This window comes from Faecousia intestinalis (assembly GCF_040096185.1).
In the GTDB taxonomy this organism is placed as follows: Bacteria; Bacillota; Clostridia; order Oscillospirales; family Oscillospiraceae; genus JAZOXB01.
Genome location: NZ_JBBMFF010000270.1, coordinates 1 through 24,059, shown reverse-complemented (window position 1 = coordinate 24,059; position 24,059 = coordinate 1). Strand labels below are relative to the sequence as shown.

Genomic DNA, 24,059 nt, shown 5'->3' with positions numbered 1-24,059 from the left:
TCATCCTCCTTACATTAAAAAAGAGCTTCTATATCCTCGTCGGAAAGAAGCTCATAATCGGGTATGGGTTCGTTTGGTGCAGATATGGTTTCGGCGGCAGCGCCTGCAAACGAGAGCGTTGCAACGGCATTTTCCGTCCCACCGTGTTGATAGGGGGCTGCACCGCCGTCCTCGGTCAGCGCAATGTTCGGGTGTTTCAGAATGTCGTATTTTTCATCCATTACAGGACGCTCACCACGGATAAACAAAAGAGCGTAACGGTTGTCCAGCATACGCACCTCGTCCGGTGTCAGAAGCTCTCTGCCGCTGATCTGATAGTTCGTGCTGTAATTGCCGTTGCGCCCAGAGGATTTGCCGTAGGTGTTGGTGTCGATGGTGGATTTGCCGAGATAGGATTCCGAGATCAGCTTGTGGGTCGAAGTTTCGTTGCCGCCGAGGTAAAGGAACTCGTCGCAGTTGCCGAGTATCGACTCCCATTCCTTTTCAAACAGTGCTTTGAGTGCCGCTACATTTTGCAGAATGATCGATACATACACATTGCGGGAACGCATGACCGCAAGGATCTTGGAGAAATCCTCCGGCAGGCTGACATTGCTGAACTCGTCCATTAGGAAGTGAACGGGAACGGGCAGACTGCCGCCGTATTTGTGGTCGGCCAGATAGAATAGCTGCTGAAAAAGCTGCGTGTACAAAATGCTGACCAAAAAGTTAAAGCTGGTATCATTGTCGGGGATCAGGGCAAAGAGCGCCACTTTCTTTTCGCCGAGGGACGGCAGATCCAGCTCATCCGTAGCGGTCAGCGCCGCCAACGAGGACAGATTGAATTTCTCTAACCTTGCCGCCAAAGTGATCTGAATGGATTTCAGTGTTTTGGCGCTGCCGGAGTGGTAGTCCTTGTAATACTTCACGGCAATATGGTCGGGCTCCCGCATCTCCAGCCGTTCAAACAGCTCGTCCAGCGGCGAGGTGTATTCGTCGCAGTCCTCCCGCACATCCGCCGCACGCAACATTTCCATGACCATTGGAAAGTTCTGCTCGTCGGGTGGCGCTTCGTATTTCAGATAGAAGATCAGCGCCAGCAGGAGCATAGACGCGGCGGTGTCCCAAAAGGGATCGTTGGACTGGCTGCCTTTCGGCGTGGTGCTTTTGAACAGATTGGTCACAAGCCGCTGCACATCGTTGTCGTCCCGCAGGTAAACAAACGGGTTGTAGCAGTGGCTTTTCTCCATGTTTAGAAGATCCAGCACCCGCACCTCATAGCCCTTTAGCCGCAGCAGATGCCCCGTGCTGCGCAGCAGCTCGCCCTTCGGGTCCAGCACGGTAAAGCTCGTGTTGGCTTGACACAAATTCGGTTTGGCGTAAAACCTCGTTTTGCCTGCGCCGCTGCCGCCGACAACGACCGTGTTGAGGTTGCGGCGGTGTTTTCGTCCGTCCAGACCCATACGGACATTCTGCGTGAAGATCTTGTTGTCCTCTGGTGCGGCTGCCCGGTATTTTCGGTTGACGGTTCGGGCAGAGCCCCACTTGGCCGAACCGTGTTCCTCGCCCCGACGGTAATTGCGGCGGGAAGATAGAATCACACCCACCGTAAGCCCGTAGGCACAGAGCAAAACAATGACAGTTTTCAGGCTGTCCCCGCAAAGCTCGATATGAAACGGGTTGTTCATTACCGCAGGAAACCGGGCGACAATCTCCGGCAGGCCGCCGTGGGCGGCGGGGGCGATCAGCAGCCCCAGCCACACCACGGGGAGAATACCGAACAGGCAGAGGACAAGAGGGTTATTCTCTTTCTTCATCGCTTCGGCACCTTACCTTCTTTGCGGGGGCATCGATCACCTTCAAAAGAACCTCGTCAACAATGTCGGTGGGGCGTTCTTCCTCCAGCAGATCGTTCCGCATCTCATTGAGGGCATTGACCACAACGCCGTGCTCATAGCGGTCAAGGGTCAATACCCGTTTTTCCTGTTTTCCCATCATTATCGCTCCTGTTCACTCTGGCGGGGCGCTTTGCTTTGTTCCAGCGACCGCATCATCCTTGAGGAAATGTCATAGGCGGTGTCCCGGATGTCGGTCAGTTCAGTGCGGATCGTCTGCGGGTCATCGGTACGCAGGAAGTCGGCAGGCGCTTCAAAGGCATAGCCGGTCACATCTACGCCGAACTCTTTACCGAGGATATAGGAAACGCACTGCGCCTTGAACCCGGCATTTTCCTCGGTGTATTCCTCGCCGGTCCGGGCAAGCTCCGCCTGCGCCAGTGCTTTGGACAGACCGCAGAACAGATCGTTTGCCGACAGCCCACGGCGGACAAAAACGGCGTTCTGCTCACGGTCATACACGGCATCCATGCCGTTCGGCAGCTCGTCCACAGACTGCACCGGCGCAGGGCGCTTGTAGATCAGAGCATTCAGCAGCGCCCGTGCGTCATGAGAAACCGCCTGCGGTGCTCTCGTTCGGGCGGTAGTCTGTGAAATGTCATAGACCCGCTTGATGTTGTAGGACACGCCGATGCTGCCGTCGTCACGGGTGTACTCGCCGTTAGACTCGACGATCTTGATGGGGCGGCCAAACTCCTGCCGCTTGATATACACGCCCTGATCCCGCCAGAAATCTTTGTCGCCCAGCCTGCGGGCATCCGGCTTCGTTGCAAGGATCAACAGGGCGTTGGTGGCAGAGTAGTTGCGGAAAGTCGCCTGCACATCCAGATAGTTACGGAACTTGCTGCCGTCAGCGCAGACCGCCTCGGCGGTGGCATCGGCCAGAGCGTAAACCTCGTCGCGCTCCGCCTTTTTCTTTGCCGCCCACGCCTCCTTGTCAAATTCGTCGGTCTGTGGGGCGGATTCAAAAATATCATCAAAATTGCTCATGGCTTATCGCTCCTTTGCTTTCTTCGGTTTCTTTCGGGAAGGCTGCTTGTGAGTGGTTGTCGGCTGCTTTTTCGGCTCTTTCGACAGGGTGGGTTCGGAAATGCTCGGCTCTGCCGTCTCTTTCTGCCTGCTCTCCCGAATTTCCCGCAGTTCCTCACGGACAGAGGGGCGTTCTTCGGGAGATTTAGCAGTACCCTCGGCGGTTCTGCTTTGCTTCTCGGAGGTAGGCGCGGACGGATGGGATTTCTCCGTCTTTGCCGCCGCAGGGTTTGGAAATGCGTGTTTCTCCTTTTGAACGGGTGCGCCCAGCAGGTCATCCAGCAGGCGGTCGTCCGCCGCTTTGTCGGGTTTCTCCTGCTCGGGGGCAGACGGGGCGGCTTTGTCCGCCTTGGACTGTTCAATGTCCCGCTTGATGGAAACGGCATCGACCGTCGCCAGCTTGAAGCGCTCTACGATGCGGTTGATCTTGGACGCATCCTCGGCACGCACCATAATGTCTACCATACCGTCAGCGGAACGCTCTTTGCCACGCAGGGCACAGTAGACAACACCGTATCGTTTGGCTTCGGTTGCAAACTGTTTCAGATGCTCCTCGCTGACGGTAAACACTTTCAGCTCCTTGCCGCTTTTGAGCATGGCGGAGAGCCGCTGGTGGCCTTTGGTCTTGTTCTTATCTCGGTTTTTCCAGACAGCGTAGAGCATGGCGGCGATATTCTTTGCCGCCGAGCCGGTCAGCTTCAGGGCAACTTCCGTACCCTCCAAGCTGATCCGCACGACTTGCTCCGCTGCGTCACCGGAATTGTACATATTTCATCATCTCCTTCGTGTTTAGAAAATTCGCTTGCGAATTTTGTGTGACCGCCGATCATCTGGCGTTTTTTTGCTGCTCGGCGCGGTCACATTTCTCCTTTCCTTTGATTTGTTCGTCCTCACGGACGGCTTTGATTTTCTCTTGGATCACGCCGGAACGCTCGGCAATGCTGTTACATAAAACCACCTCCTTTCGCAGCGCGGCAAGCTCTTTGGAAAGTGCGGCGACCTTCACCTTGACCTCCGACGCCTTTTCGGGATCGGCTTTGACTGCCGCCGTCCGCTGCAATTTGTAAAGCTGTTTTCGCTCAGCGGTCAGAGCGGCAATTTTGTCTTGCGCCTCGTCACGGTATGAAAAAAGCTGTTCGGCGGTATCAATACGATTTCGCACAAGCAGCCTTGTTTCGGCGGTGATGGCGTCCAGTTTCAACAGATCCTCCCGCAGGAGAAAGTGCAGCCGTTTTCTGCTTTGCTGCGGGCGGTTCTTCGGAAAGATGCCCAGCAGATAGCAGTAGTGAACATACAGCGTCCGAAAGCCGGTCAGTTTTCGGGCGGTTTTCAGATTGCCGATCAGCCTGACCCGCAGGATCTCCGGTTTTTGCTCCGTTGTTCTTCGTTCGGGGCGGCGCTGAGATAAAATACGCCTGCGGATGCTGTCCAGAGAGTAGTCCTCACCGAAATTGCGCATCAGGCGCACGAATCGCTCCTTGCCCGGCGGTCTGACCGAAATATCTTTGCCGACCTTCACCGCATAGCCCTTTTTCCGCAAAGCGTCAAAAAACTGCCGCTCGGTCATGGCTTGCCGTATCGCCTCGTCAATGTCTGCACGGATCAGCCCACGCCAAGTGGGGCGCTGTTCCTGCTCGGCACGCCATTCGCCGTATTGCTTGCCCCGGCCTTGCTGCGGTTGCTCGATCACCGACAGTCCGTATTCCCAGCAAAGCTCATCGGAAACCGTCTGCATCTCGTGGTAGTCCTTTCGGGTGCGGTGGTATTTGATGCTGTCCGCAAAGGATACGGTGTTGACGACAAAGTGATTGTGCAGATGATTTTCTTTGTCAAGGTGGGTGGCGACGATCACCTGATAGCGGTCGCCCCATAGCCGCTCAGCCAGCTTTACGCCGATCTCATGTGCCAGTTCGGGCGTTGCCTCGCCGGGGGCAAAGGACTGATAGCCGTGATAGGCCACGGTGCCGTCCTCCTTGCCGAACCGCTTTTTTACGGCAAGCATTTCGTCACGGGCGGTGGCGGGAGAGCAGTTGATGCCCGACACAAAGCGGTGGAGCGGTGCGCCGTCCTCGGTGCCCGTTTCCTGCGTTTTCTCGGAATTGACGGCGTAGCGGATCACATCGGAAAGCTGCTGCCCGTCCTGTTCGGTCAGCTCCCGGTCGGCGTAGAATTTCGGGTTCGCCGTCTTTTCGGGGTTCTCCGCATAGATCACCACCTTGCCGAGCCAGCCTTTTACCCGCCATATTGATGTCGTCGCCATAGGCACATCACTTCATCGGGCGGGGCAAAATGACCGCTGCGGTGATTGTCTTGACGGCTTCATCCAGCTTGCGGCAGTTCTCGTCATACCGCTGCACATCCAGTGCATTCAGGGTGTGGGCTTTTGCGGCGATCTGATTGAGATTGTTGCCGATCCCGTGGAGTTCCCGCATCATGGCGTAATAGTCGGGCGGCGGTGCGTCCTGCGGTTCAAGGCCGGTTACCAAGTGCCGAAGATACGCTTCACGGGAAAGCCCGCTTTTCTTGACCTTCTTCTGAAACGCCTCGGCTTCCTTTTTGTCCAGCCAGAATTGAATGTGAACATTGCGTTTTCTCATAGTACCTCCTTGTTCAGCTCGTTTTGAATTTCCACGATCCGTTTTCCAACTGCATACACAACGGGGATCGTCACACCGTTGCCCGCCTGCTTGTAAAGCTGGGCGTCGGAATTGACAGCGGCCGCTCGATCAAACATATCGTCCGAAAAGCCTTGCAGCCGCCAGCACTCACGGGGTGTCAGCTTGCGGATGCGTCCGCAGCCGAGTGGAAGCGCAGAGCCGTTTTCAGGCTTGCTCTGATCCGCCTCCTTTGCCCGCTTGACGGGCAAAGCGTATTCGCAGGAATCGCAGGCGCAGAGATAAACGCCGTGCTTGTCCTGCGTGTTCAGACAAAAGGCCGGTTCGCCGCACGCCTTGAAGCGCCGTCCGTTCTGCCGCTTGTTTTCCCGGTCGGGGGTGAGGACGGCACGGCAGCCATAAAAAATACCGGAGCTTTCGCCCCGGTTGCTGACCCCGATCTTGTCATAGCCTGCGATCAGGCATTTGGTGTGCTCCTGCTCCAAGATTTTCGGCGTACCCCGTTTTAGTTGGATGAGCGCTGTTTCCTCGGTGCGGTCCGAACACTCGCCGCTCATGCAAAGAACGCCGCTTTTGTCGCCGCTGTGGTTGGTGATGCCGCTGTCATACCTTGCTTTGATGCAGCGGGCGTGTTCGGTCAGCCTCGGTTCGCCTTTGCACAGGTCAATGAAGTACATGCCCGTGCGCCCGCCAAAGCCGCCGCCCTCGCTCATCAGCGTGCAGCTCACGCCTACGGGATCATAGACACGCTTGCCCTGCGTGCCGCCGATCAGTTGTATAAGAGCCTTGCCGTCGCCTGCGGTGACAGGAAATACTTTTCGTCCACCCTCGGCTCTAAAATGTCGATAAGCGACAAGGTAGATGCGTTCCCGGTTTTGCGGAACGCCGTGGAAGCGTGAATTAAGCAGTCCGTATTCGATATGATAGCCGATTTCGGCCAACGAATAGAGAACGGTCGCAAAGTCCCATCCGCGATTAACGGAGAGCAGATTTTTAACATTTTCAAGGACAAGCCATTCGGGTCGATCCTCGTTAGGCGTGCCTTTGAGGAGTCTAACGATTTCAAAAAAGAGAGAGCTTCGCTTGCCTGCAAGCCCTCGCTGCCGGCCAGATACAGAAATGTCCTGACACGGGAATCCGCCTGCCCAGAGGTTGACTCTCGGCAGGTCGGCGGGTTCGGTTTTGGTGATGTCCTCGCCATACCACTCATCCTCCTTTACATCGTGGATCGCGCGGTAGCTGCGGTCTGCGAATTTGTCGATCTCGCAGTGGCCTTTGCAGACCATGCCGCAAAGTTCAAAGCCCTTGCGGAAACCGCCGACACCGCTGAAAAAGTCCAAAAAGGTCATGGGTTTGTTCACCGGCTGTGACCTCCTTTCGGGTATAAAAATATCGTCCTCCGCATGGGTGGGGACGAAAAGGGTTCAGGGGCTACCCCTGACAAGTGCCGTTGTGGTATCACAACGGCGATGCTTGCTGGTACAGTGCATAGCGTTCGTCCCATAGGCCGAACATTTTGCTACCGACCGAAATAATATCACCGCTCCTGCTCCGACTGCGGGCGGTACGGGATGCCGAACAGCGTGTCGTTCACCCTCGCAAGGTGTTCGGGATAGCGGAACATCTTGCCGTAGCGGTCGATCTGCTCGTCGGAAAGGCTGTCCAGATTTTCGCCCCGGCAGTCGCAGATAAAGGCGGGGCCGAAGATGAAATCCACCATCACGCCATCGTCATTTTTCACGCTGCGGTTCGGGCGCATCCCATTGATCTTGCTTTCCTCATTGCATACGATACAGACCTGCTCCTCAAAGGGATAAAACGGCTCGATCAGACCGCCCACCGTTTTCTGCATCCCGGCAAGGGACGCATCAATCTCGGCTGTGCGGGCGAGCTTGCCCGGCTCCAGCAGAACTACTTTGATTTTCTTTTCTTCACTCATAATAGAAAACTCCTTTCATCGTTCATGGTCACGGCTGCGCTCAGTGGCTCTTGCAGAAAAATCCACCCTAACAAGATGACCGGGAGCATATTCGCTGTCGTTCCACCTTTGCTCAACCATTCTCTCAGCTTCCTCACGGGAGTTGGCTTCAACCTCGACCGTCTTTTGCATTGTTTCGGTGATCGTAACCATATAGGTTTTCATCGGTTTTGCTCCTTCCGTTGTTTTCCGTAATCGTGACCTTCAGAGCATATTCTTCCTCCAGCGCAAGCAGCAGTTGGTTCAGCACCTCACGGCTCTTGATACGGGGAATGTCCAGCGCCGAGGGCGAAACACCCAACGCCTCCGCCAGCGTACAGAGCAAATCGTGTTTCGGCATCCTTGCGCCGGATTCATACTGAGCAATGCGGATGTCGGCGGTTTCGGGCGAAAAGCCTGCGGCGATGCCCAGCGTTTTTTGCGTCATACCTCTCTGCATACGATAGTGCCGGATGCGCCGTCCCGGACTCATATAGTCGCTCACCGTTCTTTGCTCCTTTCTCTGCGCTTAGTGATGGGCAATCCCAGCCGCATACATAGGCAGTCGTTGTAGTCCTTGCCCTGCGGTGGCGGCTGAATGTCCACCGTGACCGCATACTTTCTCGGCAGCAGGGTCTTGATGGTTTCGGCGGCGATCCGTCCCGTGGCGTCGTTGTCGAGCCGCAGCACCACACGGCGGATATGTGGATGCTCGGCAAGATACCGCACCAGCGCAGCGGGCAGACTGCTTTCCTCGATTTTCGCTCTTGGCTTATAGACACCGGCGAGGGAGAGCAGGTTTTCACTGCGCCAGTCCTTACCGTCCAACTTTTGCAGCGTCCCGTAGGACAGCAGATCCACCGCCGATTCAAACAGGTGGAGCGTATCGCTTGCGACCGCCGCAGGGATTCCAAAGGAATAGTGCTTGTCACTTCCGTTGGCGTCCCCGATGAAGTCCGAGCCGATCCCTCGCTGATTGGCGTAGCGGGGCTTGCTGTCTGCGTCCATCCCCACGAACACTACATTATGATAGGGATAGCTCTCGTAAAGGCGGCCGGTTTGGATGCAGAAGTCGATCAGCTCATAATCGATCCCTCTGCGGTGCAGGTATTCGATGGCGTAGGTGGCACTGCGGTTGACCTGCGGCAAAAGCAGTACCTTTTCTTTTGGCGCTTTCGGAGCCGGGGCAAAGGCAGGCGGCGCCGCTGACAGATTCCCCATGATGGTTTCAACTGCCTGCGTAAAGGGCATCTCTTTGACCTTAATGAGGTAGTCCAGCGCCGAGTAGCCGCCGATCCCACGGGAAAACCAGCACCATTTGCCGTTGGAGATTTTCAGACTGTCGTGCTCACGGGTGCAATAGGTGCCGCCCCCGAAATGCACCAGTTCCCGCGGTTCATAAGTCCGCAGATAAGTCAGCAAATCCATCTCACGAGCTCTTTCTACCACCTCCGGTGGGATATATGGCATATGTTTCACCTCCGTTCTGACATAAAAATAGCCGAGGGGCTTTCCAAATGAAAACCTCTCGGCTATGTATGTGATAATATATTTTGTGCGCTGTATTTATCCTCTCAAATCAACAACTTCCCAGTCAGCATCGAATACGCCCTTACTCTTTTCATAAGTTTCCGCCTGCATTGCTACGCATAATAGCTTTTTAGGCCTACTCATACCAACATACGCAAGCTTACGACTGGAATCATATAGACTTGAGCTCCCGCAGCGACCAATACCAAAGTACGGAAGAATCCGATTCAAATCGGATGCGCCCTGTCTATCGGTTTCAAGATATAGAGTCGCATCATGCGTTTCACCTTTAACGCCGTGAATAGTGTCAAATATAATTCTGCGGCCTCTAATAGGATCAATCAGCACATTTTTCTCGGCTATATCTGCATGATTAACACTAGTGGATTCTTCGAGAAAAAACGCTGGAAGAACAGTAAATATATCAGTTAGGCTCGGATTTCCAATTCTCAGCAATTCGTTTATCTTCTGCCGCAACAATTGATCTACCGAATGTCTATCAATTGTTTTTATCCTCGACATTTCATATATCCATTGACGATACTGCCCTCTGTATTTTTCGTCGAGAGCATTTTTCATTGCTACTATGGTATAGTCTTTTCCTGATATAGGGTGCTTTATCGAAATGTAGTGGAATACTCGGCACAAAAGCCTACGAACACTTTGCTCTGCCTTATACAATTTTCCCTCCAGCAAATACTGGACAATCTCATCTACTAAAACCCAGTAGCTATACTCGTTTTTCTTATTTGCTGAACCATCAAATTCAGTCCAATAGCTCCCAATTTTCAAACCGGACAAGTCCTCTCTTTTTACTGCTCCGATAGCCTTATATATGCCATTGTTGTCGTAGAGTTCATGCCTATCTAATGCAGAAATGAATCCACCAATAACTCTGTCAATATTTTCAGGAGAAAAAACAAGCAAGACTGGCTTAACGCCTGTCGCCCCGGCAAGCGTTACGATATTTTTCTCGCCCTTTTTTAGCTTGCAGATCACGTTGGCAATTTCTTGGTTAAACCTGCAAGACGTAATAATTGGTAGAAAGTCAGGCTGCGGCATCCAGTCAGGGGTTGTATCTTCTGCTGAATTGTAGATGGCCTGATCGGAATCTCCAATTTTGAACACTGCACATTTTTGTGGGTCAAATATTGCATCTATGGCTTGTCGCTGAAGATTATTGCAATCCTGATATTCATCTATAAATACATACTGAAATCGTGACGAAAAGAGGTCAGCATACTCCGCTGGTAATTCACCAATGGCAGTGCTTGCATATACATAGGCGTCTTGATACCGTATCATTCCTTCATCTTCAAGAAGCTCGACCAGCAGTTTTTTATATTGCTCAGCAGAAGTCTTCCCAGCACCAGCCAACGGCTTTTGCTGCCTTCCTATGCAAAGCGCCCCATCATCTCGTATGTATAATGCCTGTGTGTGATTGATTCGTTCTGAGAATTGCTTGCCAGTTTCAAAATTATTCTTTGTTACATAGTCAAGCGCACTATACTTTGCGTCATGCTGCATCTTGCTAAGCACTTGCTGGGCAAAAGTCAGGCTATCAACCACTTGCACATTCTGTCCAGAGATGTTTCGCAAGTATGGCATCGTCACAAATCTGTCAATAAACGACTGGATGGTACCTATATAATTTGGATAGCTGAGAAGTCTGTCCGCGTAATCGGAAAGCCGGTTTTTGATCTCATTGACGGCGACATTTGTATGAGAAAGCACACAGATTCCTGCACCGTTTTCGAGCGGCATTCTATCCGCTAACAATTTCAGTTTTGCGAGAAGAACCGTTGTCTTTCCGCTGCCGGGACAGGCTGCTACATCAGTTGAATGCCAACAACGTATAACGTTCGTTGCATCTTCCGGAAACTGTGCGCCATGCGGCAAAAGGATTTCTTCTACGGCTTGAATATCTTGGTCGGAAATCTGCCATTCCATCATAGAATCCTCCTATCTACACCGTTTCTCCTGCTGCATATTTGATGGCATTCACAATATAGCTTAAAAATGGATCATTCTCTATTGCAGATTTCAATGCTGCCTCTTTGCTTTCGTCGGCTTTGAATCCATACAAGTCGAGATCAAACATCTTTTCTTGCGTCAACCCAGCTGGAATTATGGATACTTCCCAACGCAAAAGCGAAGCTAAGCACTGGGCAACAATCGCTTTCAGGCTGCTTTTTCCATCGCCATTAAGCATTAAATCATAAATATTGTATGCCCTCTCAGCAGCAGAGAACCCATTCCACGCCTGCGCTTCTGCTTCGGCGTCACGATTTGCTTCATCAATCTTGGCATCAGTCAGTGAAATATGCTCTTGCGCATTCAGAATTTTCTTTCCGTAATGAACCGCCTTATGGAAATCATCCGAAAGGCAACTCATAGCAATGCAATACTCGAGCGTCCATCGTGGTGAAGTAAAGCCGTGCACGGAGCCATTTGTATATTTTCTGTCTCTTTTTTCTTTAGCCTGCAAAGATTCAGCTTCCTTCTCGTTGAATGTTTTCTCCTTTGTCGTGGGCTCAACATCGTATGGTCTAACATCACAATCTGTTATTACAGAAACAGGTATTCCTATATCGGCGCCGTCTTTTCTTACCATAATTCCGCTATATCGAAGAAAAGCCGTGCTTCCAACATTTACAATGGATATACCGTATTTCTCCAATGGATAGCCGAGAATGTCTGCAATGACAGGAATTAAAATATTCTCTGCATCACCCTCGACCATTATGATACCCTTAGCAAAAAACAAATTGGCCTTTGTTGAGTCGAGAAAACGCTGGAGGAACAGGTAATCACCCTTTTGTAATCCGGTTCGCCCTTCAGCCAAATCATATCCGGCACCATTCTTCATTAAAATCAAATTCTTGAGGTTGATTTTTGATGCCAAAATGGGGCTATGCGTGGATATGATAATTTGGACATCATTCTCGTTATACTCGTTCTGGAGATAACTGATTAGTCGAAGCTGCGCTTGCGGATGCAGATGGGCTTCCAATTCTTCGATTAGAGCCAGTTTCAGGCCACCATCTGTATCATCCTTAAGGAGCAATAACTCCGCCGCAATAAATAGCAGATTCAATTCCCCAAGCCCGGGGTTGATCTCAGGAGCATTCAATGACAGGGACTCCAGTATAGCTTTTAGCTGAATATCCGAGGTTTTTAATTCTGCATCACTGGCTTGGCCTTTATCACTAAATGACTCTAAATTACTGCGGATCGTCTGGAGAATGCGTTTTCCATCCGTATCTCCTATAAAATAATCCTCAATGCGTTGATTCGCATCCCGAAAAATATCGAGAACTGTATGTTCTTTTTTATCTTTGAAAACAGGGTGATTTAGAAGTATTTGCGAGATTCTGGAACCACGCCCGGAACTCATTTCTCGCTCGGCATCACGGAGCGGTTTCAAATAAACAGCTTTCAGCAATTCTCTTGCTTTTCCATCAATCGAAATTCCATCGTCTATATCGCCCACGCGCAATTCCTGATAGATTTTATGTCCTTCTTTCCATGCACGATAATGAAGTTCAAGCGTATATTCAATGCCATTCTCCGTTTGGTTGAATGAAAGATATTCGATAAAGTTCTTTGCTTCGTTCTGTGTAAAATCTGAAATCGTACAATCGATCTTGAACTCTGAGCACGCATCTTCGCCAACAGGCTTATAAAAATCCTCATCTGACGGCCGGATATACTCATTGCTCTGTGTCAACAAGACTAATTTTAATGCATCAATTACAGCGGTTTTTCCCGAATCGTTTTCGCCAATCAGTGCGTTTAGACCTTTGTGAAAAGTGATTTTTAAGCCGGGAGCGTCATCCACAGATTTGAATTGGCGGAAATCATACACTCTTAATTCGGATATAATCATTTTTTCACACTCACTTCCAATAGTAATTTCATAGGGGATGTTGTTTCCAAGAATACGCTGTCACTGCTTTTTCCTGCGAACTATTATCTGCATATACTTTGCCTGTTTTATGTGCAGAAACCGTATTGACCTATGCAGAAAACCGTTTAATACTCCTTGCTTAGCAGAAAGTCCGCCAGATGCATAATTTTGACACCGTTGATGTTGCCTGCGGCCAGTTCGTCCATCGTCACCACATACTTCGGGTAATGGTCTTTGATCTCCAGCAGGTTGGCAACCTCCCGGTCGGATTCCTCCGGCAGATTGCGGCATACCTGCACATAGATCCGCTCGTCCCGTCGCACGGCCACGAAGTCGATCTCCTTGGTGGAGTTTTTGCCGATATACACATCATAACCCTTCCGCCGAAGCTCAAAGTACACGATGTTCTCCAGCATAGCGGCAACGGATTTCGGATTAAAGCCCATCATGCAGTATTTGAGAGAAGCGTCCGCAAGATAGAATTTCTCCTGCGTTTTCAGGACGGTCTTGCCCTGCATATCGTACCGCTGACAACGATAGATTACAAAAGCCTTTTCCAACCATTCCAGATAGTTATAGACTGCTTCCACCGAGAGGGAGCGTCCTTCGCCTTTCATGAATTTCACGATGGCGTTGGCAGAAAAAGTCTTGCCGACATTCTCTACAACATACTTTACCACACGGTTGAACAGGTCGAAGTTTGTGATATTGTGCCGCTTGGTGATGTCGCTGGTGATAACGGAATTGTAGATACCCTCGACGATCTGATAGGACGAACGCTCGTCAAAGTTTCCGAGCGCAACGATGGGAAAGCCGCCCATGCGGATATATTCGTTCAAAAGCTCTTTCGGCGTGCGGCCGCTGTCCTTCTTAAACTCCAAATATTCAGCAAAGGACAGCGTAAAAACGGGAATGGAGATATACCGCCCTGTCAGATAGGTGGAGATCTCGCTGGACATCAGTTTGGAGTTGGAGCCGGTCACATAGATGTCGGTATTGGAATCCTCCAGCAGGCTGTTGACAGCCTTTTCCCAGCCGTCCACCTCCTGCACCTCGTCCAGCAGAAGATAGTAGCGTTCGCCGTCGGTCATTTTCTCTTTGATGTCACGGTACATCTGCTTGGCAGTCATGCCATCGTCCAGCTCTTCCGAGGTATAGCGCAGATGAATCACATGGTCTGCCGCAATGCCGCTGCCGAGCAGGTCGTCTTTCAGCATATCCAAAATGGTCGATTTCCCGCAGCGGCGAATCCCGGCAAGGATCTTCACCAGCGGAACATCCCGATAGGTTTTCAATATATCCAAATAGTAGGGTCTAACGATCATGGTATCGCCTCCTTGCTATTAGTATAGCCAAAAACGCCGTTTTGGTCAATAGTTTTTACTTAAAATTCAGAAAAACTTTTTATACAGAGCATCTTTTTCGACTCGCTTTGCATTTCTGCCAACAAAAAAGCGGCGCAGATCTCTCTGCACCGCTTTCGTCGTACTTATAGCGCTTTGATTTTTTTGAGGTAGGCCACGGCGTCGGTATGTCCGCAGAAGTAGATGTGCTGTCGCTCCATGTCCTCCATTTGCCGGGCAAGGTTCAGATAGTCCACATACGCCCGATGCTCCTCTGCGGTCATGCGGATCTCGCCGTCGTCCTCGCCCAGCCTGTCGATAACGGGGCACTGCGCTCTCAACTGATCCATGCGGTCGGAAAGCTCGGCATAGTCCTCATTGGTGTTTTGCAGATCCATCACAATATCGCTGTCAATCTCGGCAAAATCGTCCTCGATGCGGGACGGCAGGTCAAAATAGCTGTCGCTCACGGTGTTCACTTCCTTCTCGTTTTTATTATACTATACCCAAACCGCAAGGCAATATCAAAGGTGCAAATTTTATCGTTCGGGCTGTTCGGCCTGCCGCGGCAATGCGGAACGAACAGGAACGGCAGGTGAACTGATCCGATATTCTTCCGGGATATTCTCGATGTCACCGTCGTAGATGTCCACAAAGCGGCCACTGTTTGAGCGCACATATCCGTTGTCACCGAAAATGCCGCCTTCCTCCAAGCGAACATCTCGCCCAAAGCCCTCATAGTCGATATAGTTTGCCAGCGCACCGAGCTTGTCCGTATCATAACAGCCGCTTTCCTCGATCCAATAATAGCCGAGGTCATAGTCGCTGCACACGCCGGGCAGGTAATCAAAGCAGTCCATATTTTCGGTCAGGTTGATCAGCTCCCGCACGCTGCCGGTGTTCTCGCCCAAGTCCAAGACTGCCTGCCAGAACTCGTCGCTCTCCCGCAGCTCCATGATCTGCCCGGCGAGGTAGTTCAGCTCACTCAGGCTTTCGTATTCTCCGAGCACCTTGCCGATGGCCGCATCCGGGCAGTCATAGTCGGTGATGAACCATTCCTCATAGCGCCGCCCGATGCCGATGCGCCGGAAAACCGCCTGCATTTCTTCATTTGTCACGGGAAACTTCACCCATTCGCCCACCAAAAAGCCCTCATTGTATTTTCCGAGGTTGGTAACAAAGGCTTCAAAGGCGCAGTCCCTTGTATCTGATACATTCATCATAGCTGCCTCCGTTATCGTTCCTGCACCGGCGCCTGCCTGCGGGGGATGGAAAAGCCGTAAACATGGGCGATCTCGTCGCCCAGCCTGCGGGTCACTCTTGTAATGTCCGCACGGGTGGCAATGCCCCGGTAGAGTTTTTCTTTCAGGTTCTCGATCTGCGTGTCGCTCACACCGTCCTTGTAGGCACGGTAAAGATAATGGTTCGTGCCGTCGTGATGGATGGCATCGCAGCGGAAGTCGCCGTTTTTATCCACATACCAAGTGCTGTAATCTATGTCCCGTTCGCTGTAAAGGCAGTCCCGGATATTGCCGCTCGGAATTTCCTTGTAGCCCATGCGGCGGCCGTGCCAAAGACCCAGATCACCGACAACGAGAATGGGACGGGAGAGCTGAATGTCCAGATTGGAGCGCTCGTCGTCCAGATAGTCGCCGTTCAGCTCATACATCAGTCCTATACGCTCGGCTTCGGTGAGGTCGGGGTATTGCTCCTCCAAATCCTCCCGCCAGTCGTCGTAGTCAATGTCGTTGCTCCAAATGATGTGCCTGCCGTCCTTCATTGCGTCCGTCCCTCGCTTTCTGCCATCAGAAATTGTCCGAACTCGGTAAAGGCGTACCAGTTCGTGCGGTCGAAGCGGCTCTCGTTGAACCGTCCCTTGGTGAGCACTCGCCCCTTGACCAGCCGTTTCAGGGCATAGCGGATCTCATCGTAGGACAGAAACGGGAAAGAGCCGGTCATCATCTGCACCGAACAGCGCACCCAGACCTTGCCCTCATGGAGCTGCGGCGACTCGGTGCTTTTCTGCTCAATACAATCCCAAAGGAAGCAGGCCAGCACCGCCGCATTGACTCCGTACTTTTTCGCTATGTCCGAATCAAAGAAATGAACCATAATCTTGCCTCCTTTTTTGTTTTCGGGATATGTAAAAGGGGCAGCGGAAACCGCTGCCCCAAGGCTTACTTTTTCTTGGCTCTGATCTTCAGGAAGATCAAAGCGCCGACGATAAACACGACCAGCCCGATTGCCAGAATGGTTTTCAGCTCCATTACTCTGCGCCCTCCTTTCTGCGTTTTCTGAATCCGACTACGCCCAACACAGCAGCACCCGCAGCGGAAATGCCGAGCAGGGCAAGCCACAGGGCGGGGTTGCTGTCGTCGCCGGTTTTCGGCGTGTCACGAAGCTCGTTGTGCATCTCCACTTTCGTCACCGCACCCTCAAACACGGATGCCGTCTTGTCGGCGGGCAGCACATAGGCGGAAGATGCACCGTCCGACACCTCGGACACCACATACTCACCGATGCGGAGATCATCAATGATGATCTCGCCGTTTTTGTCGGTGGTGAATACGCCGACATAGCCGTTCGGACCGGTGACACGGAACGAAAAGCCCTCAATTTTGCCGTCCGAGGAAGTCTTGATGATTTTCAGAGAGCCGATCTGCGGCGCATTGACAAATCCCTTTCCGGCCTCGTTTTCCACGGTCACGGTCTTGCCGTCCTCAGCGATCTCGAAATAGTAGGCGTTTTCATCCAGATAGAAGCCCTCCGGCGCTTTCGTTTCTTTGACGAAATAGCCGCCGTAGAGCAGGTCGGACATTTCATAAACGCCGATGCCGGTTTCGGTCAGCGTGCCGACCAGTGCATCGTCCGCATCCAGCTCCTTGTTGCCGTTGCTGTCACGGTAAACGGTGAACTCCGCACCCGTCAGCTTGTTGTCGGGATAGTCCCGGTCGGTCTTGGTGAGCTGTACCATACCACGGATGCGTGTGTTTTCGATCTCTACCTCGATCACCGCACCGTCTGCATCGACGGTCACGGGATAGGTTTTCTCCGACAGCACAAAGCCGGTCGGGGCTTCGATCTCCCTCACGATCCAGTTGCCGTAAGGCACACGGGCAAAAGAAAAACTGCCGTCCTCGGCAGAGGTGGCAGTCAGGATGGCGTTTTCAGTCGTAAACTCGGTGCAGTCCGCACGGAACAGTCCGATCAGCGCACCGGCAAGGCCGCTGCCGTCCTCGTCCTTTTTCAGTCCGTGGATCTCGCCGTAGAGCAGCTTGTTTTCGATGGGTGCGCCGCCGTTTGCCTTGATGTCCACCAGCGCCGTGTCCTGCCCGGCGTATTCAAATACGATGGGGTACTTTTCGTCGGAGAGGATATAGTGTTCGTCTGTGGAAAGCTCTTTGAGATAGTAGCTGCCAAATGGCAGGTCGGTCTTGCAGACGGCGTGACCGTTTTCGTCCACCGACACAATTTCCAGCAGGCCGTCGGCGGGAATGATGCCGCCGTCAGCGGCGGTCAGCTCCTCGGCGGCAAACAGCCCAAAGGTCACGGCGGTAAGCTCACCGTTCTTGCCAATGCCGAAATGCTCGTCCTGCTCCAAGACCTTATCCAGAGAAACGGCGGCTTTCTGCCGCTCATTGCAGAAGTCGGCGGCAGTTTCGGTGATCTCGACCTCCTGCCCGGCATACACAAGCTCTGCCGTGTGGACTTCGGTGTTCAGCACATAGCCGTCGGGAGCGGTGATCTCCCTGACCTCGTATTTGCCGAGATACAGCGGCTTGCTTTCGGCAAGTCCCGTTTCGTCGGTGGTCACGGTATCGACGACCTCTCCGGCTGCATAGCGGAGCGTGCCATCCGGCGTGATGATGTCCTCGGCAGCGGTGATCTCATAGACTGCGCCCGCAAGCCCCTTGACCGTAAACACCGGCTGATAGATGCCGTCCGCCTCGGTGACGGAGAAAAAGACCTCGCCGCTCTTGCTGATTCGGATCACACCCTTCTGCGCCGTGTTCGGCTTTGTGACCTCGACCACCGTAACGGCGTTTTCCTCCGTGGCATTGTCGGCAGTCACAGCAAAATAGACCGGCTCGCTGTTCAGCGTGTAACCGTAGGGTGCGGAAACCTCCATCAGCGAATAGCCCGTGCCGTATTCCAGCATTTCGGGCGTAATGAGATAGCCGTCGCTGTTTGTATAAAAGGTGTCGATGGTGGTGACTTCGGGATAGGTGAAGGTCTGCGTGATGAGCGACCCGTCCGGGCGATAGAGTCGGAAGCCTGCGCCTGCCAGCGGAATGACCTTGCCCGTTTCGGCGTCCACCTTGACGATCTTGATATAGCTCTCAAAATTGCGATTGTTGGCAAGGTAGCGATAGGTCTGCCCGTCCTTGGCGATATACACATCGAAATCGGCAAGCAACTCACGGCCGTCCCAGCTCTTGGTTTGATGCACCGTGTAGATGCCGTAGGGCAGGTCTTTGGTGACCGCATAGCCATTTTCGTCGCAGATCAGGTAGTCACGCTCGGATGTCTTGGCACTGTCATAAGAGCCTGCGGCTTTCAGGAAAACCGCAAACTCCGCTCCGGCCTCCGGTGTTTCAAGCTGCGTTTCGCCGTCGTCGGTGTGCTTGATGATGGCGATTCTGCCCTTGATGATCTGCTCGGTCACATCGTTTGCCGTGGTGTTGTATTCCACGGCATAGTTCTTCGCCTCTGCGCCAATGGGATAAACGCTGCTGTCCAGCAGATAGCCCTCCGAGGGCGTGATCTCACGGATGGTCCAGTCGTCCCCGCAGACATAGTATTTTGTAGTGAACTGCCCGTTTGCGTCTGTGGTGTAGGTGTCCACAAGCTGGTCGCCCTTGTAAATACCGTAAACGGCACCGGCAAGGGCGGCGTCACCCTGCGGCAGACCCATTTCGGCATCGCTCTTGGTGACAGTGACATTCCACTTTTTCAGAATGTTCGTGAAGCTCTTGTTCGTGACGGTGTTCCATTCCACCGCCGCCGTCTGCTTTGCGGGGACGACATAGCGGATCGCCGTATCAACTTCCTCCAGCGTGTAGCCTGTGCCGATCAGCACATCAGAAAATACGGCTTTGCCTGCGCTGTCGGTCACGGCGTATTCATCCACCGCAAGCCCTGAAAGCGAAGTGCCGTAGAGGTGGAATTTCACGCCCTCGTTCAAGCCGTCCTCGGAGGTCTTGGTCACGATGAGCGTGCCGCGCTTCAAGGTATTATTGAAATTGACCGTTGTCACCTGACCGCTGACGACGGTGACACGGCGCACCTCCTGTGGTTCATATTTGTCGTAGTTCTGCTCGGTGACGGTGTAAACGCCGGGGGCAAGGTTGTCGATCTGAATGATACCGCCTGCGCCCGTCGTAACGGTCTTGTTCACACCGTTGCCGGTGATCGTAAAGGAAATGCCCTCTACCTTGCCGTCCTCGCTGGTCTTGACGATTTTGGCACTGCCGTAGCTGACCTTGATGTTCAGATAGCCCTTTACGGGATCGTTCACCGTCTGCGCATAGGTGACGGTATCTTGCAGCTTTCCGTTCGGGCCGTAAACGCCGTCCGTCCAAGTGATCACGCCGCGCCGCTGAGAATTTCTCTTTTCGGCTGTGATCGTTACTGTGTCAGCGGGAGCTGTATCTGCTGTAATGGTCAGCTTGTTTCCGTTTACGGAAAAACGAATCCCCGGAACACTTGCGGAAAACAGGTAATCGGAAAGGACATTGTTTGTATCGGTAAGTGTGGCAGTGTACTTTTCGCCGTCCCATGCAAGCTCGATATTCTGCGCTTTTCCTGCGGATTTGGAAAAGAAGCTCGGCACTTTGGAATGCTTCTGTACGCTTGCCGCAATGGAATCGCAGTAGCTCATGATCTGACTGTACAGCGGGTGGTTCGTGCTGATCTGCTCCACGATGGCGTTTTTGCCGCCCGTGCCGACCTTGCTGAAATCGGCATCACGCTCACCGACGACCGTTTCCCAGATCAAAAGCTGGGTTGCAACGGCATGAGCCAGCTTGTCGCCGCCCTCATTCTGTGAGCGCCAAGAGGTCGAGATCGTTCCCGTATAGCCGTACTGAAAGATACGGCCGATAAACAGCTTAATATCATCGGGAGAAATGGTACTGTTGTAGGACGACGGGTATTCGTCCCAGAAATCCTCGCCCTTTTTCGTAAAGGTGTTGCCCGTCTGCTGCGGCACGCCGGGTTCGATGCAGTAGCAGATATTGCCCTCATACGACCCCATTGCTCGGATCGTCGTAAAACGGGATGTTGCCGTAGACCAGCCGTTCATAAAGCTCAGGCTGTTGTGTCCCCATTCGCCGCCGTAGTTAGCGTCGCCGTCACGGGGATAGGAGATAAGATATACTTCGTCGGTTTCTTCTGCGGCAAATGCGGTCGTTCCCATGCCAAACAGCGTGGTAACGCACATCAGCATCGCAAGAAACAGCGACAGCGTTCGTTTGAATTTCTGCGTTTTCATTGAGTGACCTCCTTGAAATGAAAAAACGCACCGTGTTTCTCGGTAAATATTTGGTTTTCAGGCATAACCGATATACAGGTCGTATTTCCCGTCGGAGCGTGCCTCCGCCCATATCCACACATCGGTTATATCCTCGTCACGGGCGTATCGGTTCAGCCTGCTTTGAATGTCCCGTTCCAGATAGGAACAGTGCGTACCTACCGAAATAGGGTTGTCCCAACAATCCACCGCCGAGCTTTCCATCCGCAGCCCTATGCTTTCGGCATAAGCCTTGGCATAGTCGATCCAAGTCTGAATGTCAAATGCCGGCTCTGTGGGTTCTTCTTCGGCGGGCGATTCAGGCTCCTGTGGCTGTGTTGCCATTGGTTCTGTCGGTGGTTCGGGTTCGGATGCTTTCGGCGGGGTAGTTTCTGTAGGGCTGCTGACGGTCGGCGGCGTTTCCTCTTTGGCGGGGGTTGAAACCTCCGGCTTTGTTTCTACGGGTTCGGGTTCTGCTGTGATTTCTGCGGGAACCTCTGTACTTCCCGAAACAGAAACCGTTGCTTGCTCCTGCGGTACGGTGCTTTGTGCAGGCTCGGCCATAACCGTTTCCTGCGAAGATGGCGCAGACACCTCGGAGCGATCCACATTTGCACAGCCCGAAAGAGAAAGTGCCAGCAGCACTAAAACGGCGATGATCCTTGCGTTTTTCATATGCGCAAACCTCCTTTGCCTTTTCATTGTACGGATCGCTGCCGAAAACTGCAAAGCTGCCGCCGCTGTACTATCTCTTTTTTCGGGAAGTACAGGTAGTTTCGAGGGGGTGAGGTGTGGAGAGGGGGAACACGCCGACACAGCCGTACATCCATTGAAAATGGGTATGGCTGCCCCTTGGTAGTAACTATCGTTCCATATCCCGCTGGCGCTCCCGCCTGCGGTACAATTCCAATGCCTTGATGATGGTATCTTCAATTTTCTGTGCGGGCGTCCCCGGAGCAAAATACTTGCTGATACGCTCTTTCGGCATTTTGAACTGCTCTCGCTGGTTCGGTTTTTCCTCCTGCATAATAGAGAGGATGACTTCCTCCGTCAGTTTCCCATCCCGGCTGAACTCTTTCATTTTGATGGCCTGTGCCAGCGACGGCGTGCAGTCCTCACACTCCATCGTGTCGTATAGGCTCTGTTGCTGTTCTTTGGAAAGGTAGGAAAGCTCCACGGCGGGACGGAAAGCGATCTTGCCGCTGTCCACCATGTCAAGCACCGATGGGATCAGCTCGGTCAGGCGGATAAAGCGTCTGACTTGTTCTCGGCTATCACCGTTCTTCTGACCCAATTCCTCGTTGCTGCGGGACTTCGACACCAGTGGTGACGAAGTTAAATCCGACCGCTGACCTTGCCGTTTCATGGCTTCCAGCTTCATCTTGTAGGCGAATGCCTTTTCGGACGGCAAGATCGTTTCTCGCTGCAAATTGCTGTCCACCATGACGATCGTCGCTTCATCATCGGTGAGGTTGCGGACGATGCAGGGCATTTCGGTGATCCCCGCCAGCGTCGCCGCGCATTTTCGCCTATGACCGGCTACCATTTCATAGCCGCCGTCAGCCTTGGGGCGGACAAGGGCGGGTGCCAACACGCCATACAGCTTTACGCTGTCTACCATCTCCGCCATAGCCTCGTCCTGCTTGACCTTGAACGGATGGTTGGGAAAGTCGGAGATGTCGGCGGGGTTCAGCGTAACGACCTTTTCAAGCTGCGCTTCCGCACGGCTCTCGTCGGTGGAGAACAGGTCATCGAGCGGTGTCATCCCTAAATCTCTCGGTTTTGCGCTCAAGCTCCAACACCTCCTTCGTCAGCGAGCGGTATGCGGCGGCGACCTTGCCGTTCTTGTCGTGGGCAAAAATGCTCTTGCCCCGGCCGCTGGTTTCTGCGGCTCGGACGGAAAAGGGGATCTCCGTCCCGAATACCCGGATCTTTTCGCCGTAGTGGGCACACAGAGATGCGATGATCTCCTTGGCCTCGTTGGTACGGCTGTCCACCATCGTGAACAGGATGCCGTCGATTTTCAGTTTCGGGTTGATCTGCCTCTTGACCTTTGCGATGGACTGCATCAGCAGGTCAAGCCCTTTGGCCGAGAGATACGACGGCTGGGACGGGATGATCACGCTGTCCGCTGCGGCCAGTGAATTGATCGGCATCATACCAAGCGACGGCATACAGTCAACGAGGATATAGTCGTAATGGGGCTTGACCGCATTGATATATGTCCGCAGTACGCTTTCCCGGCTCATGGCGTTGATCAGCCGGATCTCCATGCCGGACAGCTCAATGTTTGCAGGGAGCAGGTCAACGCCCTCACCGTGATGCAAAATACCGCAGCCGTCCGGGATGGGGGTATCGTCGATCACATTCTGCATGATGTCCGCCAGTGTGACGGGAAGTTCGTCCGGCTTCGGGTAGCCGAGGGAGAGTGTCAAAGAGCCTTGTGCGTCTGCGTCAATGAGCAGCACCCGCTTGTTCTGCTGGGCAAGCCCGATGCCGAGGTTGGCTGTAGTCGTGGTTTTGCCCACGCCGCCCTTTTGGTTCGTTACTGCAATCACTTTGCAATTCGCCATATGGGTTTCCTCCTTTGCATAAATTTAGCCGCCTGCGGCGAAGCAGACGGCTATGTACGGGTATGGAAAAAGCCATCTGCATTTCTGCAAATGGCTTAAAGATCAAACCCTTGCTTTGAGTGTCTTACTATATTCCGCATAATCCTCGCTCAGCACATAATCGATCACGCAGGCTTTGGGTATAAGGTATGTACATCTGATATAAAAGTGTTTGACCTTATTTGCCCGCATGATTCTTCGGGCTGTGCTGTCACCGATGCCGCCCAGCATGGCTTGAAATTCGGGCAGAGTGACAACATCAGGATAGGCAGCAAAAAGTTTTTCATAGTGTGCGCGCGTTCTCATAGCGATACCTCTTTTTCGGAAAGTGTGTTGTCAATGGCAGAGAAATACGCTATAATATGTTTGCAATTGATAAATCTATTGCGTGTTCTGTTGTGCTCCGTTTTGAGGGTACATCCCTCCGATGTCCCTCCAAAATCCAAAATTTCCGTCCAAATCGAAAAGAGCGGAAATGGCAGACGAAACGGAGCTTTTCTGCATATCAGCTTCAAAATAGTAGTATTTGCAGGGCTTTTGGGTGTCCGTCAACGACCTCCACAGGGGGCTGAGTTTGTCTGTGTTCCGTGTGGAGCAAATAACTCAAAATCCGTTGGGCTAATAACCCGTGCGGGTTCGACCCCCGCCACCGGCACCACACCGAATGGCTCGCAAACC

At 52.8% G+C, this 24,059-nt stretch carries 23 protein-coding genes; all 23 read right to left on the bottom strand.

All coding sequences use genetic code 11. From position 1 onward, the window contains the following. Positions 1–14 precede the first annotated feature (14 nt). The 23 genes from WMO66_RS13645 to WMO66_RS13540 all read right to left on the bottom strand — a co-directional run bounded on the left by WMO66_RS13645 (position 15) and on the right by WMO66_RS13540 (position 23,687). Positions 15–1,796 (bottom strand): VirD4-like conjugal transfer protein, CD1115 family, encoded by a 1,782-nt coding sequence (locus WMO66_RS13645; RefSeq protein WP_349136956.1) that lies wholly within the window; start codon positions 1,794–1,796, stop codon positions 15–17. Next, the gene (locus WMO66_RS13640; protein WP_213540386.1) at positions 1,780–1,974 is read right to left on the bottom strand and encodes a hypothetical protein; all 195 of its coding nucleotides are present in this window, start codon (positions 1,972–1,974) and stop codon (positions 1,780–1,782) included. Before WMO66_RS13640 ends, WMO66_RS13645 begins: the two co-directional genes overlap by 17 nt. A gap of 2 nt (positions 1,975–1,976) precedes the next feature. Further along, the gene (locus WMO66_RS13635; RefSeq protein WP_349136955.1) at positions 1,977–2,864 is read right to left on the bottom strand and encodes a hypothetical protein; all 888 of its coding nucleotides are present in this window, start codon (positions 2,862–2,864) and stop codon (positions 1,977–1,979) included. Between the two features lie 3 nt (positions 2,865–2,867). Further along, positions 2,868–3,671, bottom strand: coding sequence for a PcfB family protein (locus tag WMO66_RS13630; RefSeq protein ID WP_349136954.1), 804 nt, complete (start codon positions 3,669–3,671; stop codon positions 2,868–2,870). A 58-nt stretch (positions 3,672–3,729) separates the two neighbouring features. Further along, entirely contained in the window at positions 3,730–5,163 is a 1,434-nt protein-coding gene (locus WMO66_RS13625) for a relaxase/mobilization nuclease domain-containing protein (RefSeq protein ID WP_349136953.1), read from the bottom strand. 7 nt (positions 5,164–5,170) lie between these two features. Next, complete coding sequence (locus tag WMO66_RS13620) at positions 5,171–5,500, bottom strand: plasmid mobilization protein (RefSeq protein ID WP_349136952.1); 330 nt, start codon at positions 5,498–5,500, stop codon at positions 5,171–5,173. After that, positions 5,497–6,879: a DNA (cytosine-5-)-methyltransferase gene (gene dcm, locus WMO66_RS13615; protein WP_349136951.1), complete on the bottom strand. Its 1,383-nt coding sequence runs from the start codon at positions 6,877–6,879 to the stop codon at positions 5,497–5,499. The genes WMO66_RS13620 and dcm overlap by 4 nt, the downstream gene beginning before the upstream one ends. A gap of 176 nt (positions 6,880–7,055) precedes the next feature. After that, a complete protein-coding gene (locus WMO66_RS13610) occupies positions 7,056–7,457 on the bottom strand; it encodes a DUF3846 domain-containing protein (RefSeq protein WP_349136950.1) in 402 nt (133 codons plus the stop codon). 15 nt (positions 7,458–7,472) lie between these two features. Beyond that, positions 7,473–7,628 carry a DpnD/PcfM family protein gene (locus WMO66_RS14500; RefSeq protein WP_353963942.1) on the bottom strand — a complete coding sequence of 52 codons (156 nt, stop codon included), beginning with the start codon at positions 7,626–7,628 and terminating at the stop codon, positions 7,473–7,475. Next, on the bottom strand, positions 7,606–7,980 hold the full coding sequence (locus WMO66_RS13605; protein ID WP_349136949.1) for a helix-turn-helix domain-containing protein: 375 nt from the start codon (positions 7,978–7,980) through the stop codon (positions 7,606–7,608). Before WMO66_RS13605 ends, WMO66_RS14500 begins: the two co-directional genes overlap by 23 nt. Further along, on the bottom strand, positions 7,977–8,945 hold the full coding sequence (locus WMO66_RS13600) for a DUF3991 domain-containing protein (RefSeq protein WP_349136948.1): 969 nt from the start codon (positions 8,943–8,945) through the stop codon (positions 7,977–7,979). Before WMO66_RS13600 ends, WMO66_RS13605 begins: the two co-directional genes overlap by 4 nt. A 96-nt stretch (positions 8,946–9,041) precedes the next feature. Beyond that, positions 9,042–10,958, bottom strand: a complete 1,917-nt coding sequence (locus WMO66_RS13595) for a UvrD-helicase domain-containing protein (protein ID WP_349136947.1) — start codon at positions 10,956–10,958, stop codon at positions 9,042–9,044. 13 nt (positions 10,959–10,971) lie between these two features. Further along, entirely contained in the window at positions 10,972–12,894 is a 1,923-nt protein-coding gene (locus tag WMO66_RS13590) for an ATP-dependent nuclease (RefSeq protein WP_349136946.1), read from the bottom strand. Between the two features lie 146 nt (positions 12,895–13,040). Further along, on the bottom strand, positions 13,041–14,240 hold the full coding sequence (locus WMO66_RS13585; protein WP_349136945.1) for an ATP-binding protein: 1,200 nt from the start codon (positions 14,238–14,240) through the stop codon (positions 13,041–13,043). A gap of 164 nt (positions 14,241–14,404) precedes the next feature. After that, the gene (locus WMO66_RS13580; RefSeq protein WP_349136944.1) at positions 14,405–14,728 is read right to left on the bottom strand and encodes a DUF6664 family protein; all 324 of its coding nucleotides are present in this window, start codon (positions 14,726–14,728) and stop codon (positions 14,405–14,407) included. A 69-nt stretch (positions 14,729–14,797) separates the two neighbouring features. After that, positions 14,798–15,481 carry an antirestriction protein ArdA gene (locus WMO66_RS13575; RefSeq protein ID WP_349136943.1) on the bottom strand — a complete coding sequence of 228 codons (684 nt, stop codon included), beginning with the start codon at positions 15,479–15,481 and terminating at the stop codon, positions 14,798–14,800. 11 nt (positions 15,482–15,492) lie between these two features. Continuing rightward, positions 15,493–16,038, bottom strand: coding sequence for a hypothetical protein (locus WMO66_RS13570; RefSeq protein ID WP_349136942.1), 546 nt, complete (start codon positions 16,036–16,038; stop codon positions 15,493–15,495). Beyond that, positions 16,035–16,370 carry a hypothetical protein gene (locus WMO66_RS13565; protein ID WP_349136941.1) on the bottom strand — a complete coding sequence of 112 codons (336 nt, stop codon included), beginning with the start codon at positions 16,368–16,370 and terminating at the stop codon, positions 16,035–16,037. Before WMO66_RS13565 ends, WMO66_RS13570 begins: the two co-directional genes overlap by 4 nt. A 154-nt stretch (positions 16,371–16,524) precedes the next feature. After that, positions 16,525–20,751 carry a SpaA isopeptide-forming pilin-related protein gene (locus tag WMO66_RS13560; protein WP_349136940.1) on the bottom strand — a complete coding sequence of 1,409 codons (4,227 nt, stop codon included), beginning with the start codon at positions 20,749–20,751 and terminating at the stop codon, positions 16,525–16,527. A 57-nt stretch (positions 20,752–20,808) separates the two neighbouring features. Then, complete coding sequence (locus tag WMO66_RS13555; protein ID WP_349136939.1) at positions 20,809–21,444, bottom strand: hypothetical protein; 636 nt, start codon at positions 21,442–21,444, stop codon at positions 20,809–20,811. 187 nt (positions 21,445–21,631) lie between these two features. Then, positions 21,632–22,534 carry a ParB/RepB/Spo0J family partition protein gene (locus tag WMO66_RS13550; RefSeq protein ID WP_349136983.1) on the bottom strand — a complete coding sequence of 301 codons (903 nt, stop codon included), beginning with the start codon at positions 22,532–22,534 and terminating at the stop codon, positions 21,632–21,634. After that, entirely contained in the window at positions 22,518–23,342 is an 825-nt protein-coding gene (locus tag WMO66_RS13545; RefSeq protein ID WP_349136938.1) for a ParA family protein, read from the bottom strand. The genes WMO66_RS13550 and WMO66_RS13545 overlap by 17 nt, the downstream gene beginning before the upstream one ends. Positions 23,343–23,444: 102 nt before the next feature. After that, on the bottom strand, positions 23,445–23,687 hold the full coding sequence (locus WMO66_RS13540) for a DNA-binding protein (RefSeq protein ID WP_349136937.1): 243 nt from the start codon (positions 23,685–23,687) through the stop codon (positions 23,445–23,447). Positions 23,688–24,059 lie beyond the last annotated feature (372 nt).

Coding starts and splice junctions, on each gene's coding strand:
- WMO66_RS13645 (WP_349136956.1), bottom strand. CDS start 1,796: ATGAAGAAAGAGAATAACCCTCTTGTCCTCTGCCTGTTCGGTATTCTC.
- WMO66_RS13640 (WP_213540386.1), bottom strand. CDS start 1,974: ATGGGAAAACAGGAAAAACGGGTATTGACCCTTGACCGCTATGAGCAC.
- WMO66_RS13635 (WP_349136955.1), bottom strand. CDS start 2,864: ATGAGCAATTTTGATGATATTTTTGAATCCGCCCCACAGACCGACGAA.
- WMO66_RS13630 (WP_349136954.1), bottom strand. CDS start 3,671: ATGTACAATTCCGGTGACGCAGCGGAGCAAGTCGTGCGGATCAGCTTG.
- WMO66_RS13625 (WP_349136953.1), bottom strand. CDS start 5,163: ATGGCGACGACATCAATATGGCGGGTAAAAGGCTGGCTCGGCAAGGTG.
- WMO66_RS13620 (WP_349136952.1), bottom strand. CDS start 5,500: ATGAGAAAACGCAATGTTCACATTCAATTCTGGCTGGACAAAAAGGAA.
- WMO66_RS13610 (WP_349136950.1), bottom strand. CDS start 7,457: ATGAGTGAAGAAAAGAAAATCAAAGTAGTTCTGCTGGAGCCGGGCAAG.
- WMO66_RS14500 (WP_353963942.1), bottom strand. CDS start 7,628: ATGCAAAAGACGGTCGAGGTTGAAGCCAACTCCCGTGAGGAAGCTGAG.
- WMO66_RS13600 (WP_349136948.1), bottom strand. CDS start 8,945: ATGCCATATATCCCACCGGAGGTGGTAGAAAGAGCTCGTGAGATGGAT.
- WMO66_RS13595 (WP_349136947.1), bottom strand. CDS start 10,958: ATGATGGAATGGCAGATTTCCGACCAAGATATTCAAGCCGTAGAAGAA.
- WMO66_RS13590 (WP_349136946.1), bottom strand. CDS start 12,894: ATGATTATATCCGAATTAAGAGTGTATGATTTCCGCCAATTCAAATCT.
- WMO66_RS13585 (WP_349136945.1), bottom strand. CDS start 14,240: ATGATCGTTAGACCCTACTATTTGGATATATTGAAAACCTATCGGGAT.
- WMO66_RS13575 (WP_349136943.1), bottom strand. CDS start 15,481: ATGATGAATGTATCAGATACAAGGGACTGCGCCTTTGAAGCCTTTGTT.
- WMO66_RS13570 (WP_349136942.1), bottom strand. CDS start 16,038: ATGAAGGACGGCAGGCACATCATTTGGAGCAACGACATTGACTACGAC.
- WMO66_RS13565 (WP_349136941.1), bottom strand. CDS start 16,370: ATGGTTCATTTCTTTGATTCGGACATAGCGAAAAAGTACGGAGTCAAT.
- WMO66_RS13560 (WP_349136940.1), bottom strand. CDS start 20,751: ATGAAAACGCAGAAATTCAAACGAACGCTGTCGCTGTTTCTTGCGATG.
- WMO66_RS13555 (WP_349136939.1), bottom strand. CDS start 21,444: ATGAAAAACGCAAGGATCATCGCCGTTTTAGTGCTGCTGGCACTTTCT.
- WMO66_RS13550 (WP_349136983.1), bottom strand. CDS start 22,534: ATGACACCGCTCGATGACCTGTTCTCCACCGACGAGAGCCGTGCGGAA.
- WMO66_RS13545 (WP_349136938.1), bottom strand. CDS start 23,342: ATGGCGAATTGCAAAGTGATTGCAGTAACGAACCAAAAGGGCGGCGTG.
- WMO66_RS13540 (WP_349136937.1), bottom strand. CDS start 23,687: ATGAGAACGCGCGCACACTATGAAAAACTTTTTGCTGCCTATCCTGAT.